This is a genomic window from Streptomyces sp. NBC_00454, assembly GCF_041434015.1.
Classification (GTDB): Bacteria; Actinomycetota; Actinomycetes; order Streptomycetales; family Streptomycetaceae; genus Streptomyces.
Window position 1 is genome coordinate 3,033,693 of the sequence record NZ_CP107907.1, and the last position, 17,428, is coordinate 3,051,120.

At 70.8% G+C, this 17,428-nt stretch carries 14 protein-coding genes and 1 riboswitch; of the genes, 3 read left to right on the plus strand and 11 right to left on the minus strand.

The genetic code is table 11. The annotated features are described in order from the left end of the window. Positions 1 to 89: 89 nt before the first annotated feature. On the plus strand, positions 90 to 863 hold the full coding sequence (locus tag OHU74_RS13990) for an ABC transporter ATP-binding protein (RefSeq protein ID WP_371616196.1): 774 nt from the start codon (positions 90 to 92) through the stop codon (positions 861 to 863). Between the two features lie 55 nt (positions 864 to 918). Further along, a complete protein-coding gene (locus tag OHU74_RS13995) occupies positions 919 to 3,471 on the plus strand; it encodes an ABC transporter permease (RefSeq protein ID WP_371616197.1) in 2,553 nt (850 codons plus the stop codon). A 75-nt stretch (positions 3,472 to 3,546) separates the two neighbouring features. Here the strand turns inward: OHU74_RS13995 and OHU74_RS14000 are convergent, their stop codons facing one another. The 9 genes from OHU74_RS14000 to OHU74_RS14040 all read right to left on the minus strand — a co-directional run bounded on the left by OHU74_RS14000 (position 3,547) and on the right by OHU74_RS14040 (position 14,187). Next, the gene (locus tag OHU74_RS14000; RefSeq protein ID WP_371616198.1) at positions 3,547 to 4,878 is read right to left on the minus strand and encodes a class I SAM-dependent methyltransferase; all 1,332 of its coding nucleotides are present in this window, start codon (positions 4,876 to 4,878) and stop codon (positions 3,547 to 3,549) included. Between the two features lie 158 nt (positions 4,879 to 5,036). Continuing rightward, on the minus strand, positions 5,037 to 6,416 hold the full coding sequence (locus tag OHU74_RS14005; protein ID WP_330296723.1) for an NAD(P)/FAD-dependent oxidoreductase: 1,380 nt from the start codon (positions 6,414 to 6,416) through the stop codon (positions 5,037 to 5,039). A 430-nt stretch (positions 6,417 to 6,846) separates the two neighbouring features. Next, complete coding sequence (locus OHU74_RS14010; RefSeq protein ID WP_371616199.1) at positions 6,847 to 7,791, minus strand: exopolyphosphatase; 945 nt, start codon at positions 7,789 to 7,791, stop codon at positions 6,847 to 6,849. Beyond that, entirely contained in the window at positions 7,788 to 8,351 is a 564-nt protein-coding gene (locus OHU74_RS14015; protein WP_371616200.1) for a DUF501 domain-containing protein, read from the minus strand. Before OHU74_RS14015 ends, OHU74_RS14010 begins: the two co-directional genes overlap by 4 nt. Positions 8,352 to 8,391: 40 nt before the next feature. Then, on the minus strand, positions 8,392 to 8,880 hold the full coding sequence (locus OHU74_RS14020; protein ID WP_330296726.1) for a septum formation initiator family protein: 489 nt from the start codon (positions 8,878 to 8,880) through the stop codon (positions 8,392 to 8,394). A 100-nt stretch (positions 8,881 to 8,980) separates the two neighbouring features. After that, positions 8,981 to 10,267: a phosphopyruvate hydratase gene (eno, locus tag OHU74_RS14025; RefSeq protein WP_371616201.1), complete on the minus strand. Its 1,287-nt coding sequence runs from the start codon at positions 10,265 to 10,267 to the stop codon at positions 8,981 to 8,983. A gap of 296 nt (positions 10,268 to 10,563) precedes the next feature. Further along, the gene (locus OHU74_RS14030; RefSeq protein ID WP_371616202.1) at positions 10,564 to 11,256 is read right to left on the minus strand and encodes a transglycosylase family protein; all 693 of its coding nucleotides are present in this window, start codon (positions 11,254 to 11,256) and stop codon (positions 10,564 to 10,566) included. A gap of 2 nt (positions 11,257 to 11,258) precedes the next feature. Beyond that, positions 11,259 to 11,430: riboswitch (cyclic di-AMP (ydaO/yuaA leader) on the minus strand. 275 nt (positions 11,431 to 11,705) lie between these two features. Beyond that, positions 11,706 to 12,749: a transglycosylase family protein gene (locus OHU74_RS14035; RefSeq protein WP_371616203.1), complete on the minus strand. Its 1,044-nt coding sequence runs from the start codon at positions 12,747 to 12,749 to the stop codon at positions 11,706 to 11,708. 142 nt (positions 12,750 to 12,891) lie between these two features. After that, the gene (locus OHU74_RS14040) at positions 12,892 to 14,187 is read right to left on the minus strand and encodes a cytochrome P450 (RefSeq protein ID WP_371616204.1); all 1,296 of its coding nucleotides are present in this window, start codon (positions 14,185 to 14,187) and stop codon (positions 12,892 to 12,894) included. Between the two features lie 121 nt (positions 14,188 to 14,308). Between OHU74_RS14040 and OHU74_RS14045 the strand changes: the two genes are divergently transcribed. Next, a complete protein-coding gene (locus OHU74_RS14045) occupies positions 14,309 to 15,520 on the plus strand; it encodes a globin domain-containing protein (RefSeq protein ID WP_371616205.1) in 1,212 nt (403 codons plus the stop codon). 119 nt (positions 15,521 to 15,639) lie between these two features. On the opposite strand, the gene OHU74_RS14050 is transcribed toward OHU74_RS14045, so the two are convergent. Continuing rightward, positions 15,640 to 16,647, minus strand: coding sequence for a nucleoside triphosphate pyrophosphohydrolase (locus OHU74_RS14050; protein WP_371616206.1), 1,008 nt, complete (start codon positions 16,645 to 16,647; stop codon positions 15,640 to 15,642). Positions 16,648 to 16,677: 30 nt separating this feature from the next. Then, positions 16,678 to 17,298 carry a SurA N-terminal domain-containing protein gene (locus OHU74_RS14055; RefSeq protein ID WP_371616207.1) on the minus strand — a complete coding sequence of 207 codons (621 nt, stop codon included), beginning with the start codon at positions 17,296 to 17,298 and terminating at the stop codon, positions 16,678 to 16,680. Positions 17,299 to 17,428: the final 130 nt, after the last annotated feature.

Consider the following 17,428-nt stretch of genomic DNA (forward strand, 5'->3'; position numbering starts at 1 on the left):
CGATGCCCGCCACGACGATGGAAGGGTCCCGCCGAACCGCGGACCGTGAGCCCGGTCCGCAGGCCCCCGTCCTGTCTGGAGCTGCCCCCATGACCACCCTGAACTACGCCCCGCACACCTCCCAGGCCGTCGCCGCGCGCGCCACCGGCCTCTCCAAGGTGTACGGCCAGGGCGAGACCCAGGTGGTCGCCCTGGACAACGTCTCCGTGGACTTCGCCCAGGGACAGTTCACCGCGATCATGGGCCCCTCGGGCTCCGGCAAGTCCACGCTGATGCACTGCGTGGCCGGGCTGGACACCTTCTCCGCCGGGTCCGTCCGGATCGGCGAGACCGAGCTGTCCACGCTCAAGGACAAGCAGCTCACGCAGCTCCGCAGGGACAAGATCGGCTTCATCTTCCAGGCCTTCAACCTGCTGCCGACGCTGACCGCCCTGGAGAACATCACGCTCCCCATGGACATCGCGGGCCGCAAGCCCGACCAGCAGTGGCTGGACGCGGTGATCAACATGATCGGCCTCTCCGAGCGCCTGAGCCACCGGCCCACCCAGCTCTCCGGCGGCCAGCAGCAGCGCGTGGCGGTCGCCCGCGCCCTGGCCTCGCGCCCGGAGATCATCTTCGGTGACGAGCCCACCGGAAACCTCGACTCCCGCTCCGGCGCCGAGGTCCTCGGCTTCCTGCGCAACTCCGTGCGCGAGCTCGGCCAGACCGTCGTCATGGTCACCCACGACCCGGCCGCGGCCTCCTACGCGGACCGCGTCATCTTCCTCGCCGACGGCCGCATCGTCGACGAGATGCTGCACCCGACCGCCGACGGCGTGCTCGACCGCATGAAGGCCTTCGACGCCAAGGGCCGCACCAGCTGAGGGACGTCCCCTCTCCCACGTCCCCGCTGACCCCTTACCCCTGGACTCCTCCACCATGTTCCGTACCGCCCTGCGCAACGTACTCGCGCACAAGGCCAGGCTGTTGATGACGGTGCTCGCCGTCGTCCTCGGCGTCGCCTTCGTCTCCGGCACCCTCGTCTTCACCGACACCGTCGGCAAGGCGATGTCGAACCAGTCCGCCAAGAGCTTCGACGGCGTGGCCGTCTCGGTCACCTCCTACGGCGCCTCCCGCAACGACGAGGGCGTCAAGGAGGGCGAGCCGGGCATCAGCCAGCAGACGCTCGACAAGGTCAAGGCCCTGGGCGGGGTCGAGGCCGCCTCCGGCCGCGTGCACGGCTTCGCCGCCGTGGGCGACCAGGACGGCAAGCTGATCGGCACCGGCTGGGCCAACACCGGCGCCAACTTCGTCCCGTTGAAGGACGGCAAGGACCCCCGCTACACCTTCACCGAGGGCAACGGCCCGGCCAAGGCCGGCGAGATCGCCCTCGACAAGGAGACGGCCAAGCGCGGCAAGTACCAGGTCGGCGACAAGGTCCGGGTGGCGGACAACGGCCCGGCCAAGGAGTACACCCTCGCCGGCGTCTTCACCACCGAGGACGGCGCGGTCAACGCGGGCGGCTCGCTGGTGCTGTTCGACACCCCGACCGCCCAGCAGCTCTACCTGCAGCCCGGTTTCTACGACGAGCTCTCGGTCAGCGCCAAGGCCGGCGCCAGTGCCGACCAGCTGCTCGCCGAGATCAAGCCGCTCGTCGGCAAGGACGCCAAGGCCCAGACCGGCGCGGCGCTCGCGGCCGAACAGGCCAAGGACATCGAGCGCGGCATGGGCAACATGAACCAGATGCTCATGGTCTTCGCGCTGATCTCGCTCTTCGTCGGCGTGTTCCTGATCTACAACACCTTCACCATGCTGGTCGCCCAGCGCACCAAGGAACTGGCCCTGCTGCGCGCCATCGGCGCCAACCGCGGCCAGGTCCGGAGCTCGGTCCTGGCCGAGGCCCTGGTCGTCGGCGTGATCTCCTCCGCCATCGGCCTGGTGGCCGGCATCGGCCTCGCCGTCGGCATGCGCTCCGCGATCGGCTCCTTCGGCGCCAAGATCCCGGCCGGTCCGCTGGTCGTCGCCCCCACCACCATCGTCGCCGCGATCGCCATCGGCGTCTTCGTCACGGTGATCGCCGCCCTGGTGCCGGCCATCCGCACCTCCCGGATCGCCCCGGTCGCCGCCATGGGCAGCGCCCACCTCCCGGCCACCGCGAAGTCCCTGGTGCTGCGCAACAGCATCGGCGGCTCGATCACCTTCCTCGGCCTGCTCGGCATCCTGGGCGGCGCGCTGATCGGGAAGGACGGCAAGATGCTGATCGGTGCCGGCGCCTTCTTCACGATGATCGGCATCATCATCCTGCTGCCGGCCCTCTCCCGCCCGGTCATCGCGGCCGTCCGCCCGCTCCTGACGAAGGTGTTCGGCGTGGCCGGCAAGCTGGCCGCGCAGAACGCGGTCCGCAACCCGCGCCGCACCGCCGTCACCGCCGCTTCGCTGGCCATCGGCCTGACCCTGGTCACCGCCCTGTCGGTGCTCGGCATCACGATGGGCAAGGCCGTCGACCGGGCGACGACGGACAACCTCAAGGCCGACTACAAGGTCTCCATGGGGGAGAGCTTCGGCAGCCTGGACCCCTCCGTGATCCCGGCCCTGGAGAAGGCCCCGGGCGTCAAGGCGGTCTCCCCGCAGCAGGCAGGCGACATCGCGTTCGGTGAAGGCAAGGACTACCGCTCCGTCTCCGGCGTCAACCCGGCCACCATCGGCCAGCTCCTCAACATCGACGTGGTCGGCGGGCAGCTCGACAGCCTCGCCAAGGGCGAGCTGGCGGTCTCCGACAAGACCGCCAAGGAGCAGGGCCTTCTCGTCGGCTCCACCCTGAAGGCCACCTTCGACGACAACCAGAAGGCGGACCTGAAGGTCGGCGCGATCTTCAAGGACATGGAGGGCATGCTCTCCTCCTACGTGATCGACTACCACGTCCTCTCCCAGCACAGCGAGAAGCCGTACCTGCGCGAGGTCTACGTCAAGATGGACGGCGGCGCCTCCGACAAGGCCGAGCAGTCCCTCGTCGACGCCCTCGGCAAGAACCCGGCGATCACCTTCGCCACCCAGCAGGACATCCGCAACGAGATGGGCGGCATCATCAACACCGCCCTGAACATCATGTACGGCCTGCTCGCCATGGCGCTGATCATCTCGGTGCTGGGCGTGGTCAACACCCTGGCGATGTCCGTCTACGAGCGGACCCAGGAGATCGGCATGCTGCGGGCGATCGGCCTGGACCGCGGCCGGGTCAAGAACATGATCCGCCTGGAGGCCATCGTCATCTCGCTCTTCGGCGCGGTGATCGGCGTGGCCCTCGGCACCTTCATCGCCTGGGCCGTCGGCGAGACCATCAAGGCCTCGATCCCGAACTACGCCCTGGTCATCCCCTACGACCGGATCGCGATCTTCATGCTGCTGGCCGGCATCGTCGGCGCCCTGGCGGCCATGTGGCCCGCCCGCAGCGCGGCCCGGCTGAACATGCTCACCGCCATCAAGACCGAGTAGCGGCCGGTCCGCGGGAAAGGGCCCCGCGGCCGCCGAGAGGCGGCCGCGGGGCCCTTCGCCGTTCCCGTACCCCTGCTACGGCTGGGCCGGCCAGGTCCGGGCGCGCAGCGGCAGCCCGGAGTCCGCCCGGCCCGGCCCCTCGGCGCGCACGGCGAGCACCTGGTTGACCCCGAGCCGGTTGTGCTCGAAGCCGAGGGCCGAGGCGGCCATGTAGAGCTTCCAGACCCGGGCCCGGCCCGGCGAGGTCAGCCGGACCGCCTCCTCCCAGTGCTCCTCCAGCCGTCCCACCCAGGCCCGCAGGGTGAGCGCGTAGTGCTCGCGCAGCGCCTCCACGTCGCGGACCTCGAAGCCGGCCCGCTCCAACTCGCCGACGGTGGTGCCGAGCGGGGAGAGCTCCCCGTCGGGGAACACGTAGGCGTCTATGAACTCGTTGATCCGGTACGCCTCTTCGACCGGCTCGGGGCGCCGGGCGATCTGGTGGTTCAGCAGCCGGCCGCCGGGCCGCAGCAGCCCGTACAGGCTGCGGGCGTAGGCGCGGTAGCGGTCGGACCCCACGTGCTCGGCCATGCCGATGGAGGAGATCGCGTCGTACGGGCCGTCCTTGACGTCCCGGTAGTCCTGGACCCGGATGTCTATCAGGTCCGCCAGCCCCTCCTCGGCGACCCGCTTGCGGGCGTACGCGGCCTGCTCGCGCGAGAGCGTGATCCCGGTGACCCGGGCCCCGTACTCGCGGGCCGCGTGCAGGGCCATGGAACCCCAGCCGCAGCCGACGTCCAGGAGCCGGTCGCCGGGCTTGAGCGCGAGCTTGCGGCAGACCAGGTCGAGCTTGTCGCGCTGGGCCTCCTCCAGGGTGCCGCCGGGGCTCCAGTAGGCGCAGGAGTACACCATCGAGGGGCCCAGGACGTGGGCGTAGAACTCGTTGCCCACGTCGTAGTGGTGGCTGATGGCCGCGCGGTCGCGGCCCTTGGTGTGGCGCGGCCCGCCGCGGCGCAGCGCCTCCTCGGGCGGCGGAGCGGGCGCCGGCCACGGCCGCGCGAGGCCCACGAGGTCCCGTACGGCGCCGCGCGCCGCGGGATCGCGCAGCAGCGCGAGCGCCCCGGCGGAGGCCTCGGGCGGCGGGTCCTCGCCGGGGGGACGGCTCCGCTCCCACAGCAGGGGCGCCACCCGGTCCAGGAGGGCGAACAGATCGCCCTCCACGCTCATGTCGCCCGAGACCCAGGCCCGTGCCAGCCCCAGTTCACCCGGCTTCCAGAGCAGGCGGCGCAGGGCGCGGCGGCTGTGGAAGACGAGTACGGGGCCGGCGGGCGGGCCCGCTTCACTGCCGTCCCAGGCCCGGACGCGCACGGGCAGGGGGGCGCCGAGCAGGGTCTCGGCCACAGCGGCCAGCCGCGGCGCGGCGTCGGTCATGGCACACACCTCCGATAACGGTTCGACCCAAGCCTCTACCCCACCTCGGGGGCGGACAATCCGCCGGACACGCCGAAGGGGCCGCCCGCACCACGGATGGCGGGCGGCCCCTTCGGGGTCACGCTGGGGTCATGCGGTGGAGGTCCGGCCGAACCCGGTCAGGAGGCCTTGGCCTTCTCGGCGGGAGCGGCGGCCGGAGCCGGCGCCGGCTTGGCGGCCTCGTAGAACTCCTCGCGGGGGGTCTCCAGGGCACCGAGGGAGACGACCTCGCGCTTGAGGAACATGCCGAGGGTCCAGTCGGCGAAGACGCGGATCTTGCGGTTCCAGGTCGGCATGGCCATGCCGTGGTAACCACGGTGCATGTACCAGGCCAGCCGGCCCTTGAGCTTGATCTTCATCCCGCCCATGACGATCATCGCCACGCCCTTGTGGAGGCCGAGGCCCGCCACCGCACCCTTGTTGGAGTGCGCGTACTCCTTCTGCGGGAAGCCCCGCATCCCGGAGATGACGTTGTCGGCGAGGACCTTGGCCTGGCGCAGCGCGTGCTGGGCGTTCGGCGGGCACCAGGCGTTCTCCACGCCGGCCTTGCGGGCGGCGAGGTCGGGCACCTGGGCATTGTCGCCGGCGGTCCAGATGTAGTCCGTGCCCTTGACCTGGAGGGTCGGGTCGGCGTCCACGTGGCCGCGCGGGCCCAGCGGCAGGCCGTAGCGGGCCAGCACCGGGTTGGGCTTGACGCCCGCGGTCCACACCAGGGTGTTGGAGTCGACCTCGAGGCCGTTCTTCAGCACCACGTGGCCGTCCACGCAGGAGTCCATGGAGGTGTTGAGGTAGATCTCGATGCCGCGGGACTCGAGGTGCTCCTTGCCCCAGGTGCCGAGCTTGGGCCCGACCTCGGGAAGGATCTTGTCGGCCGCGTCGACCAGGATGAAGCGCATGTCCTCGCGCTTGATGCTGGTGTAGTACTTCGCGGCGTCGCGGGCCATGTCCTCGACCTCGCCTATGGTCTCCGCGCCGGCGAAACCGCCGCCGACGAAGACGAAGGTGAGGGCCTTGCGGCGGACGTCCTCGTCCGTCGTGGACTCGGCCTTGTCCAGCTGCTCAAGGACGTGATTGCGCAGGCCGATGCCCTCTTCGACGCCCTTCATTCCGATGCCCTGTTCGGCGAGGCCGGGGATCGGGAAGGTGCGGGAGATGGCGCCGAGCGCGATCACCAGGTAGTCGAAAGGCAGCTCGTACGCCTCGCCGACGAGCGGCGTGACGACGGCGACCTTGCGGTCCTGGTCGATGCTGGTGACCCGGCCGGTGAGAACCTCTGCCTTGGGCAGCACGCGTCGCAGCGGGACGACTACGTGCCGAGGCGAGATACTGCCTGCGGCCACTTCGGGGAGGAAGGGCTGGTAGGTCATGTACGAGCGCGGGTCGACGACCGTGACGGTCGCCTCGCCGTAGCGCATCTTCTTCATGATGCGCTTGGCTGCGTACAGGCCTACGTACCCACCTCCTACAACGAGGATCCTGGGACGCTCCGTGGTGCTCATGGAACGAGTATCCAGCACCCCAAGGGGTGACGCTCGTGAGCCCCTTCACAAGGGCCTGGGGACCCTCTGCTACACTCCGCCGCCCACGTGACCGAGGTCATGGCGCGAAGCGGGAACCAGGGTGTAACGGGAGTCGTTGAACACCAGGCCTGAACTGGGATCCAGCCCCTTAAGCGGAGTAGACCACCGGGTTCGTCGATACCTACTGCCGGACCCTTGCCGTGGCCGCCATTCGCACGAACGCTCGCAAAAAGAAGGCCCGGAGGGCTCCCGGGTCACCCAAAAGGCGCCTCAAGAGCCCTCACGGGCATCTTTTCCTTGTGAAGAACTTCACGAAGTTCATGTGGACGACAGGACCTAAGGCCTCCGCAGGACCCCCGAAAGGGCCCGAACGGGCCGCCGGGGACCCTTCCGGGCCCTCGGGCTCCCGTCAGCCGACCGACCAGGCGATGCCGTCCAGGATGTCGTGCTCCGAGACCACGACCTCCGTGGCGCCGACCCGCTCCATGATCGCCAGCAGGACCAGGGCGCCCGCCCCGATCACGTCCACGCGGCCCGGGTGCATCACCGGGATCGCCGCGCGCTCGGCGTGCGTCAGGCTCAGCATCCGCTCGCTGACCTCGCGGACCGTCTCGTACGGGATCCGGGAGTGGTGGATCGCCGAGGAGTCGTACTCCGCCAGGCCCAGCGCGATCGCGGCGACCGTGGTCACCGAACCGGCCAGGCCCACCAGGGTGCGCGCCTCGGCCAGCGGAACGCTCTCGGCGGCCAGGTCCAGCGCCGCCTCGATGTCGGCCCGTATGGCGGCGACCTGCGCCTCCGTCGGCGGGTCGGTGACCGTGCCGTCGGCGGCCACCAGGTGGCGCTCGGTCATCCGCACGCAGCCCACGTCCACGGACCGGGCGGCCCGGACGTGCTCCTCGCCGACCACGAACTCGGTCGAACCGCCGCCGATGTCCACCACCAGGAAGGGCTTCTCGAGGTGGTCGGTGCCCTTCAGTTCCTTCGTGGCGCCGGTGAAGGAGAACTCCGCCTCCTGGTCCCCGGAGATCACCTCGGGCTCCACGCCCAGGATGTCCAGCACGCCCCGCACGAACTCGTCCCGGTTCTCCGCGTCCCGCGAGGCCGAGGTGGCCACGAAGCGCACGCGCTCGGCGCCGAGCTCCTTGATGACCGCCGCGTACTCGCGGCAGGCCGCGAAGGTGCGCTCCAGCGCCTCCGGAGCCAGCCGGCCCGTCTTGTCCACGCCCTGGCCGAGGCGGACGACCGTCATCCGGCGGTCCAGTTCGGCGAACTCGCCGGTCTCGGGGTCCAGGTCCGCGACGAGGAGGCGGATGGAGTTCGTACCGCAGTCGACGGCCGCGACCCGCCTCACGCCTGCGGCTCCTTCTGCTCCGCGGGCTTCTCCGCGGACTTCTCCGCGCACGGGGTGACGCAGGCGCCCTTGGCCCACCACTCGGGCAGCATCGCCAGGGCCTCGTCGCCGAACGGGTTCACACCCGGGCCGGCGGCCAGCGAGTGGCCGACCAGGACGTGCAGGCACTTCACCCGGTCCGGCATGCCGCCGGCGCTCGGGAAGCCCTCGAGCACCTCGATGGCGTCGCGGCGGGTGATGTAGTCCTCGTGGGCGGCCCGGTAGGCGGCGGCCAGCTCCGGGTCCTCGGCCAGCCTGGCCTGCATCTGCTTCATCACGCCGTTGGCTTCCAGCGTGCCGATGGCACCGGCGGCGCGCGGGCAGGTCAAGTAGTACAGCGTCGGGAAGGGCGTGCCGTCGGGGAGCCGGGGGGCGGTCTCCACCACGTCCGGCTGCCCGCAGGGGCAGCGGTGCGCGATGGCGCGCAGCCCGCGCGGCGGGCGGCCGAGCTGCTGCTGGAACGCCTCGATGTCGGCGGCGGTCGGCTCGGTCCGGTCGGTCTGGGGCGGGGGCGTCTGCATGCCTGGAGGAAGTCTTTTCGTAATCGTGGATGGGTGGGACTCAGTCGCCCGGGCGGTCGGCCTTGTCGACGCCGTCCCAGACGTTGGAGTACCAGGGCCGGTCGGTGGCGGCCTGTCCGCTGCGGCGGTGCTCGGCCGCCTCGGCTCCGGGGTCGTTCATGATGTAGCTGATCTCCCCCGGCCGGACGAAGTGCAGGTGCTTGCGCGCCTGCTGTTCCGCATACGCGTTGTCCTGCCAGCGGGCCTTCTCGTCGCGCAGCCTCTCCAGCCGGTCCCGTGCGGAGACGGCGGCCTTCTGCTGCTCCGCGATCTCCGAGCGCTGGGACACGTACTGGCGCATCGGATACGCGAGGGCGACGACCAGGGTACAGAGGACCAGGACGAGCAGGGCGGCCCGCCCGGTGAGCCGGCTGCGGCGGACCTGGCGGCGGGACTGCGAGCGGTAGACGTGCGCCGCGGTCCGCTCGCCCAGCTGCTTGAGCCTGGTCGCGGTCGAGAACGTGGCGAACCGGTCCCGGTTCCCGGCCATTGATCCGCCTCCCCTATATACGCACTACGCAATACGTCCCCGCACACGGTACGGGACCGAGTGCGGGGACGTAGGGAGGCTTGCGCCCCTAAAGGACCGTTCAGCCCTTGAAGCGCGGGAACGCGCTGCGGCCCGCGTACACCGCGGCGTCGTCGAGGATCTCCTCGATGCGCAGCAGCTGGTTGTACTTGGCGACGCGGTCCGAGCGGGCCGGGGCACCGCTCTTGATCTGGCCGCAGTTCACGGCGACCGCGAGGTCGGCGATGGTGACGTCCTCGGTCTCGCCGGAACGGTGCGACATCATGCACTTGAAGCCGCTGCGCTGGGCCAGCTCGATGGCGTCCAGGGTCTCGGTCAGCGAACCGATCTGGTTCACCTTGACGAGCAGGGCGTTGGCCGAGCCCTCTTCGATACCGCGGGCGAGACGCTCCGGGTTGGTGACGAAGAGGTCGTCGCCGACGATCTGGATCTTGGAGCCCAGGCGGTCGGTGAGGGTCTTCCAGCCGGCCCAGTCGTCCTCGAAGAGCGGGTCCTCGATGGAGACGATCGGGTACGCGGCGACGAGCTCCTCGTAGTACTCGGTCATCTCGGCGGCCGAGCGGGACTGGCCCTCGTACTCGTACTTGCCGTCCTTGTAGAACTCGGACGCGGCGACGTCGAGCGCCAGCGCGACGTCACGGCCCGGGACGTAGCCGGCCTGCGTGATGGCCTCGACGATGAGGTCGAGCGCGGCGCGGTTGGACTCCAGGTTCGGCGCGAAGCCGCCCTCGTCGCCCAGACCGGTGGAGAGGCCCTTGGAGTGCAGGACCTTCTTGAGGGTGTGGTAGACCTCGGCACCCCAGCGGACGGCCTCGGAGAAGGACTCCGCGCCGATCGGGGCGATCATGAACTCCTGGATGTCGACGTTGGAGTCGGCGTGCGACCCACCGTTGACGATGTTCATCATCGGAACGGGCAGCAGGTGCGCGTTCGGGCCGCCCAGGTAGCGGAAGAGCGGCAGGTCGGAGGCCTCGGACGCGGCGTGCGCGACGGCGAGGGAGACACCGAGGATGGCGTTGGCGCCGAGGGAGCCCTTGTTCTCGGTGGCGTCCAGGTCGATCATCGCCTGGTCGATCAGGCGCTGCTCGGTGGCGTCGTAGCCGACGAGCTCCGGGCCGAGCTGCTCGATGACGGCGAGGACGGCCTTCTCGACACCCTTGCCCATGTAGCGGTTGGGGTCACCGTCGCGGAGCTCTACGGCTTCGAACGCTCCGGTGGAGGCGCCGGACGGAACTGCAGCACGGCCGGTGCTGCCATCGTCGAGGCCAACCTCGACCTCGACCGTGGGGTTGCCTCGGGAGTCCAGGATTTCCCGGGCTACGACGACGTCGATGGACGGCACGAGCATCTCCTTCTGGGATGTGACGCTGAGTGTGCGGTGGCGTGTCAGGCCGTGGGACGGCCTTGCCGCTTAGAGCCTAACCGGCTCCGGGCGGTCGGCGACCCGACCAACCGGGCCCCGGGACGAAAAAGGGCCTGAATGCCCCTCTTACAGGACATAGGGCTCTTGCCCGGAAGGACCCGCCGGGCCCGCCACCAGGCCGAAGGCCCGGCACGCAGCACCGCCCGGCGCGTGGGGGGTTACGCGCCGGGCGGTGGAAATCCTGCGTGTTGCGAACGCTACTGCGGCTGTTGCCGCAAGGTTCAGCTGAGCTTCAGCTTCTGACCCGGGAAGATCAGGTCGGCGTCCGAGACGATGTCCTTGTTGAGCTCGAAGAGCTTCTCCCAGCCGCCGGAGACGTTGTTCGCCTCGGCGATGGTGCCCAGCGTGTCGCCGGACTTGACCTCGTAGGAGCCGTTGCCCGTCTTGGGGGCCTCGGTCTTCGGCTTGGCCGGGGCGGCCGGACGCTCGGAGCGGGTCGTGGCCTCGGAGCGCTTGGTCTCCTTCTTCGGCTCGGCCTTCTTCTCGGTCTTCTTGGTCTCGGCCTTCTTCGGGGCGGTCTCGGTGGAGCCGCCGCCGGTGTAGGCACCGTTCGACAGGCCGACGCCGCAGGACGGCCAGGCGCCCTTGCCCTGGCCCTTGAGGACCTTCTCGGCGATGGCTATCTGCTGGCCCTTGGAGGCCTGGTTGGCCTGCGCGGCGTACGCCTTGCCGCCGTACGCGGCCCACGTGGAGGACGAGAACTGCAGGCCGCCGTAGTAGCCGTTGCCCGTGTTGATGGCCCAGTTGCCACCGGACTCGCAGGAGGCGACGCGGTCCCACTCGGAAGCGGTCGCGGCGGAAGCGGTGCCCGCGGCCATCAGCGGAGCCGCGACGGCGACACCGGCGACGCCGGCCAGCGTGACGAGCCGGACGGCCTTGGAGCCGCGGCGGTGCTTGCCCTTGGAAAGCAGCATGGAGTTCTCCTCACCGACGCCTTCGAGGTGAGCTGTCGGGTTCGGGCGAGTGAGTGCCCGGCCAGGCGACCTAGCGCCTGTCTTAACCCCTAGCCGGTTCCGTGACCGTCTCTCAACGGCCGGTTCCGGCGCCTACCTTGGTTCCCCCGCTCCTGCCTTCGGCGCTTGCGCGACGAGTGTTCCCCCCGGCCGCCGGCAGGATTCGGCGATGCGGTCGAAGGAGCCCGCGGTGGCGAGCGATTCAGAAGGTAGACAGGTCTCCCCCCGATGTTCAACGAGCGACATCGGGGGGAAACGGTGCCTACTTGCGCTCCCCACAAGGACGTTTGCGCAGGTGAGGACGGGGTTTGCGGAACCCTACGGACCGGACACGCCAGTTGACCGGAAGAGACACATGTCTCACTTACAGAAAACGGACAATCAGGCGATCCAGGGCGCTCCAAGTGTCGCTATTGGTGCGTTAGATCCAGGTTCTGACCGGGCTTGATCAGGTTGGCGTCCTCGCCGATGACCTGCTCATTGGCCTTGTAGAGCGCGTTCCAGCCGCCCTTCACTCCCTTGGCGTCCGCGATGGCGGCCAGGCTGTCGCCCGCCTTCACGGTGTACGCGGGCTCCGACGCCGCATCAGATGTGACGGGAGCCTCAACCGCGGCCGGGCCGCGGTGCTTACCGGCACCCGACGCCCCGTCGGCCGCCGGGGCGGCCGGGTCGGAGGTGGCTCCCGGGGTCGCCGGGGCGGTCGGGTCGGCGGGCGCTCCCGGCGTGGCGGGCACCGTCGGCGTGGCCGGGTCGCCCGGGTGTCCGGGAGTGGTCGGCTGCGCGGGCGTCGCGGGCACGGTCGGGTCCGTGGACGGCGGGGTCGGGACGGTGGGGGCCGTCGGGTCCGCGGGAGCCGTGGGAGCCGTCGGGTCGCCCGGGAGCCCCGGAGTCGTCGCCGGGAGGTCCGGCTGCGGCATGACGGGCAGCGGGTAGTCGGGCAGCAGGAAGGACGGCGTGCCCGAAGGGGAGGGGGCCGGGGCCGCGGGGGTCGGAGCCCCGAAGTCCGTGGAGGGCCGGGGAGTCCCGAGGTACGGGATCTTGCTGTCCGGGCGGGACACGGAGTGCGAGGCGGCGTCGCCGCCCCCGGGCAGGCCCGGGTCCACCTCGGCGGCGGGACCCTGCTGCGCGAGCCCGGCCGGCGCCCCGCACAGGGGCCACGCCTGCGGGCCCTGGGAGGCCAGCACCCGCTCGCCCACCGCGATCTGCTGGGAGCGGCTGGCGAGGTCGGGGCGCGCGGCGAAGTCGAGCCCGCCGGCGTTCTTCCACTGCTCCTGGGTGAACTGCAGTCCGCCGTAGGCGCCGCTGCCGAAGTTCGCGCTCCAGGTACCGCCGCTCTCGCACTCGGCGACCTTGTCCCAGGTGGAGGTCTCGGCCGCACTCGCGCCGGTGGCCGCGAGCAGCGGCAGGGCGAGGGCGGAGCCGGTGACTCCGGCGGTGACGACAAGTGCGGGCACTTGTCGGGGGCGTCTGTGGCGGCCGTTCCCGGAACGCATGAGGCTGCACCTTTCGCATAACGGCGGGGTAACGGCAGAACCTAGCGGCCTTCGAACGCCTGTCACAAGTTCAGAGGGCTTCTGACTTCCGGTCAGGGGGGTTTCAGGTGTTTTGGGGGGTGAATCGGACCGGAAGCGTGCGCAGCCCGCGCATGATGAGCCCACCGCGCCACCGCAGTTCACCGGCCGGTACGGCGAGTTCCAGATCGGGCAGGCGCGTGAGCAGGGTCGCGAGCGCGGTCTGGCCTTCGAGGCGGGCGAGCGGTGCGCCCACGCAGTAGTGGATCCCGTGCCCGTATCCGAGGTGCTGGTTGTCGGTCCTGGAGAGGTCGAGGGTGTCCGGCTCGGCGAACCGCTCGGGGTCGCGGTCGGCGGCCGCGAGGACCACCAGCACCGGATCGCCCGCCGCGATGCCCTGACCGCCGAGGACGAAGGGCTCGGTGGCGAACCGCCAGGTGGCCAGCTCCACGGGGCCGTCGTAGCGCAGCAGTTCCTCGACCCCGGTGGCGAGCAGGGCGCTCTCGCCGGCCGCGAGGGAGGCCTGGAGGCGCTCGCGCTGGTCGGGGTTCATGAAGAGGGAGTGGACGCCGTTGCCGATGAGGTTGACGGTGGTCTCGAACCCGGCGAAGAGGAGGATGAAGGCCATGGCGGTGGCCTCGGCCTCCGTCAGGTGGTCGCCGTGGTCGCTGGCCCGGATCAGATCGGAGATCAGGTCGTCGCCGAGGTCGTCGCGCTTGCGGTGGATGAGCTCGCCGAGATAGGTCCGCATCTGCTTGACCGAGCGCGCGACTCCGCCGCGCGGACCGCCGCCGTGCCGGATCATCATGCCGGCCCAGTCGCGGAAGTCGTCCTGGTCCTCCCGCGGTACGCCGAGCATCTCGCAGATGGCGTAGATGGGGAGCGGGAAGGCGAACTCGTGGATGAGGTCGGCCTCCCCCTTCTGTGCGAACCGCTCGATGAGGTGGTCGGTGATCTCCTGGACCCTCGGTGCGAACTCGGCGACCCTGCGCGGGGTGAACGCCTTCGACACCAGCCGCCGCAGCCGGGTGTGGTCCGGCGGGTCGATGTTGAGGAGGTGCGTCATCAGCTCCGCCTTGCGCTCCCCCGGGATCCCGGTCCTGCCCTTGGCGTGGGCCGATCCCGCATGGTGGGACGGGTTCTTGCTGAGCCGCTGGTCGGCGAGGGCCTGGCGGGCGTCCGCGTACCGGGTGACCAGCCAGGCCTCGACCCCACTGGGGAGTTGGGTGCGGTGCACGGGGGCGTGCTCGCGCAGCCAGGCGTAGGCCGGGTACGGGTCGGTCGCGAACTCCCAGTCGAACAGGGTCGGACCGGTCGGGCCAGTCGGGGAATCAGAGGGGGCCGCGGGGGCCGCAGGGGCTTCGGGGGTCTGCTCGTGCACCCGAAGACCGTATCCCGCCCGCCACCCGTCACCCCATATGGGGTATTCGTCGCGGCTGTCCGTAGATCAGCCCTGGCTTGACCTCACGTTCTCCGGCATTCCTACTTTCGGTTTTGTGGATGTGAGGATCTTGAAAAGCAGCTTTGCGGTGGTGGAGAGACGGGCCGAGCACGCGGTCAAGTTCTTCTACTCCCACCTGTTCTGGCACAACCCCGGAGTCCGTGAGCTCTTCCCGGCCTCCTTCGAGGACATGGAGCGTCAGCGGGACCGGCTCTTCGCCGCGCTCACCCATGTGATCGCGCACCTGGAGAACGAAACGCTCCTCCCCTATCTACGCGACCTCGGCCGCGACCACCGCAAGTTCCTGGCGGGCCCCGAGCACTACGCGGCCGTGGGCGCCAGCCTGCTCGCCGCGCTCGCCGAAACCTCCGGCGAGGCCTGGACCCCGCCGGTGGAAAAGGCCTGGAGCGAGGCCTACCAGGTCATCGCCGACGCGATGATGGCCGGCGCCGCCTCCAGCGAGGACCCGCCCTGGTGGGACGCCGAGATCGTGCGCCACCTGCAGTACGGGCAGGACATAGCCGTCCTGACGCTGCGCCCGCACGCCCCCCTCCCCTATCTGCCGGGCCAGTACGTGAGCGTGAGCAGCGACCGGGTCCCGACGACCTGGCGCACCTACTCCATCGGCAACGCGCCCCGCTCCGACGGGACGGTCGACCTGCACATCAGCCGGATCGAGGGCGGCCGCCTCAGCACCTCCCTGGTCCGCGAGGCGCACCCCGGCGACATGCTGAGGCTGGGCGCGGCCGGCGGGCAGCTGACCTTCCGCCGCGAGGACCGCCCGGTCACCTTCATAGCCGCCGGCACCGGCTGGGCCCCGGTCCGCGCCATGCTGGAGGGCCTGGCGGAGCATCCCCCCGATCAGGACGCGCGGCTCTTCGTCGTCGCCCGGGACGCCGCGCACCTCTACGACCGCCCGCTCATCGACGAGTACGCGGCCGCCAGCGGCTGGCTGAGCGTCACCTACATCACCCCCGCCCCCGGGCAGCACCGCAACCAGGCCACCGACCGGCTGGCGACCGCGCTGAGCAACCGGGGGCTCTGGCCCGACCAGGACGTCTACCTCAGCGGTCCGCCGCAGTTCATCGACGAGACCGCGTACCTCCTGGAGGAGCTCGGCGCCCGTACCGGCCGGATCTTCTACGACTCCGTACCCGCCGGCGGCAGGGACCAGGGCCACGGAGGCCGGCCGATGGGCTTCGGGGAGTGGTTCCTGAACCGGCCCGACCCGCACTGGCACAACCCCTCGGGCCGCGCGCCGCGGCCGTACTGAGCGGGCCGACCGTACTGAGCGGGCCGACCTGATCGGGGAGGCCTGATCGGGGAAGCCGGATCGGGGAAGCCGGATCGGGGAAGCCTGAACCGGCCGAGCGCGGCCGTTCCTGCCGAGGGCTACTCGCCGACGCCCTCGGCGGCCCGGATCGCGTCCCGGTAGACCCGGGCCGCCGCGCGCAGCGCGGTCTCGGGGTCGGTGCCCGCCGCCTCGGCGCGCGCCGCCAGTTCCAGCAGCTCGTACCCGATGCCCTCGCCGCTCGGGAGTTCCACGTCCACACCGTTCGCCCGGACCCGGCCGGCGAGCTTGGCCGCGAGCGCGAGACCGGGCTGCCCGAGCGGGATCCCGTCGGTCACCGACTCCCGCTGCTTCTCCACCTGCTTGGTGCGCTGCCAGTGCGCGTTGACGTCCTCGGCGGTCTTGGCCTCGGCGTCCCCGAAGACGTGCGGGTGGCGGTGGACCAGCTTCTCCACCAGGGCTCCGGCCACGTCGTCGATGGAGAACGGCTCGTCCTCCTCGCCGGGACCGCCCTCTTCCGCGATGCGCGCGTGGAAGACCACCTGGAGCAGGACGTCCCCGAGCTCCTCGCGCAGCTCATCGCGGTCCCCGTCCTCGATGGCCTCGACCAGCTCGTACGCCTCCTCGATGGCGTACTTCACCAGCCCCTCGTGCGTCTGCTCCGAGGTCCAGGGGCATTCGCGGCGGACCCGGTCCATGACCTGGACGAGGTCGAGCAGCCGCGCACCGGGCAGATCGTACGAGCCCGGCAGCAGTTCCAGGTCCGGCATGGCCACCCGGCCCGACCCGGCGAAGCGGGCCAGCCCGTCGGTGAGCCGCCGGTCGCCCTCGCCGCTCAGGACCACGACGACCGTGCGCCCGCCGGCGCAGTCCTCGATCAGCGACTGCGCGTCCGGGACCTCGTGCTCGACCCCGACGCCCGCTTCGCGCAGGTAGGGCAGCTGTACGTGGTCCGGGTCGGCGCACAGCACCCGGTCCGCGGCGTGCAGGATCTGCCAGGCCGGCCAGGACAGCACGCCGGGGGCGACCCGGTGGCTGGTGGTCAGCAGCACGATGCGGCCGGTGGGCTCGGCCGCGGCGGAGGGCTCGGAGGGTACGTCGTCAGTCACCCTCCGAACCTACCTCCCCGCGGGGAGGGCCTAGGCTCCGGCCGGGGGCTGCTGCTCGGGGCGGGTGACCTGGGTGATCCAGGGGGTCACGGAGTCGCCGATCGAGACCTTCTGCGGGTCCCAGACCCCGTAGCGCGGGTTGACCTCGATGCCCAGTTTGCCCGCGGCCTTCGAGGCGGGCTCGGCGAGGTTGCCCTGCCCGTACTTGGCGTTGAGCTTGGTGAAGAGCACCTGGTCGGTGGCCCAGCGGTCGATCTGGTCCGGGGCGATGGCGAACTTCTGGAGCAGCGTCGCTTCGAAGGCCTCGGCGCCCTTGTCGTTCTCGAAGGTCTGGCGCTCCTCCTCCAGCTCCTTGGGGGTGACGCTGATCCCCGCGTCCTCGGCCATCCGGTCGAGGATCCGGCTCTGGAGCATCCCGCTGAGCTTGACCCGGTCCAGCTGCGGGACGGCCGCGATGAGCTCGGAGGGGTGTTCGGAGCGGTTCTGCGCGGCGCGGACGTCGTTCACCTGGGCCTGGACCGCGGAGGTGGTGATCCGTTCGCCGCCGATCACGGCCGCGGTGCCGGGACGGGCTTGGCCCGAGCACGCGGACAGCAGTGGGGCCGCCAGGAGCAGGGCGGCGGAGACGGAGAGCGCTGTGCGACGGTGCAAAGGAGCCTCCAGGGCCGGGAGATTGTGCGTCGGTGCACAAGGGCCGTGCGGTGATCGATGTTATGCAGTCCCGGTGGTCAGAGCCACCGGTTCGACCAACGATTCCGGGGGTGTTGGGGTTCGCGTTCAC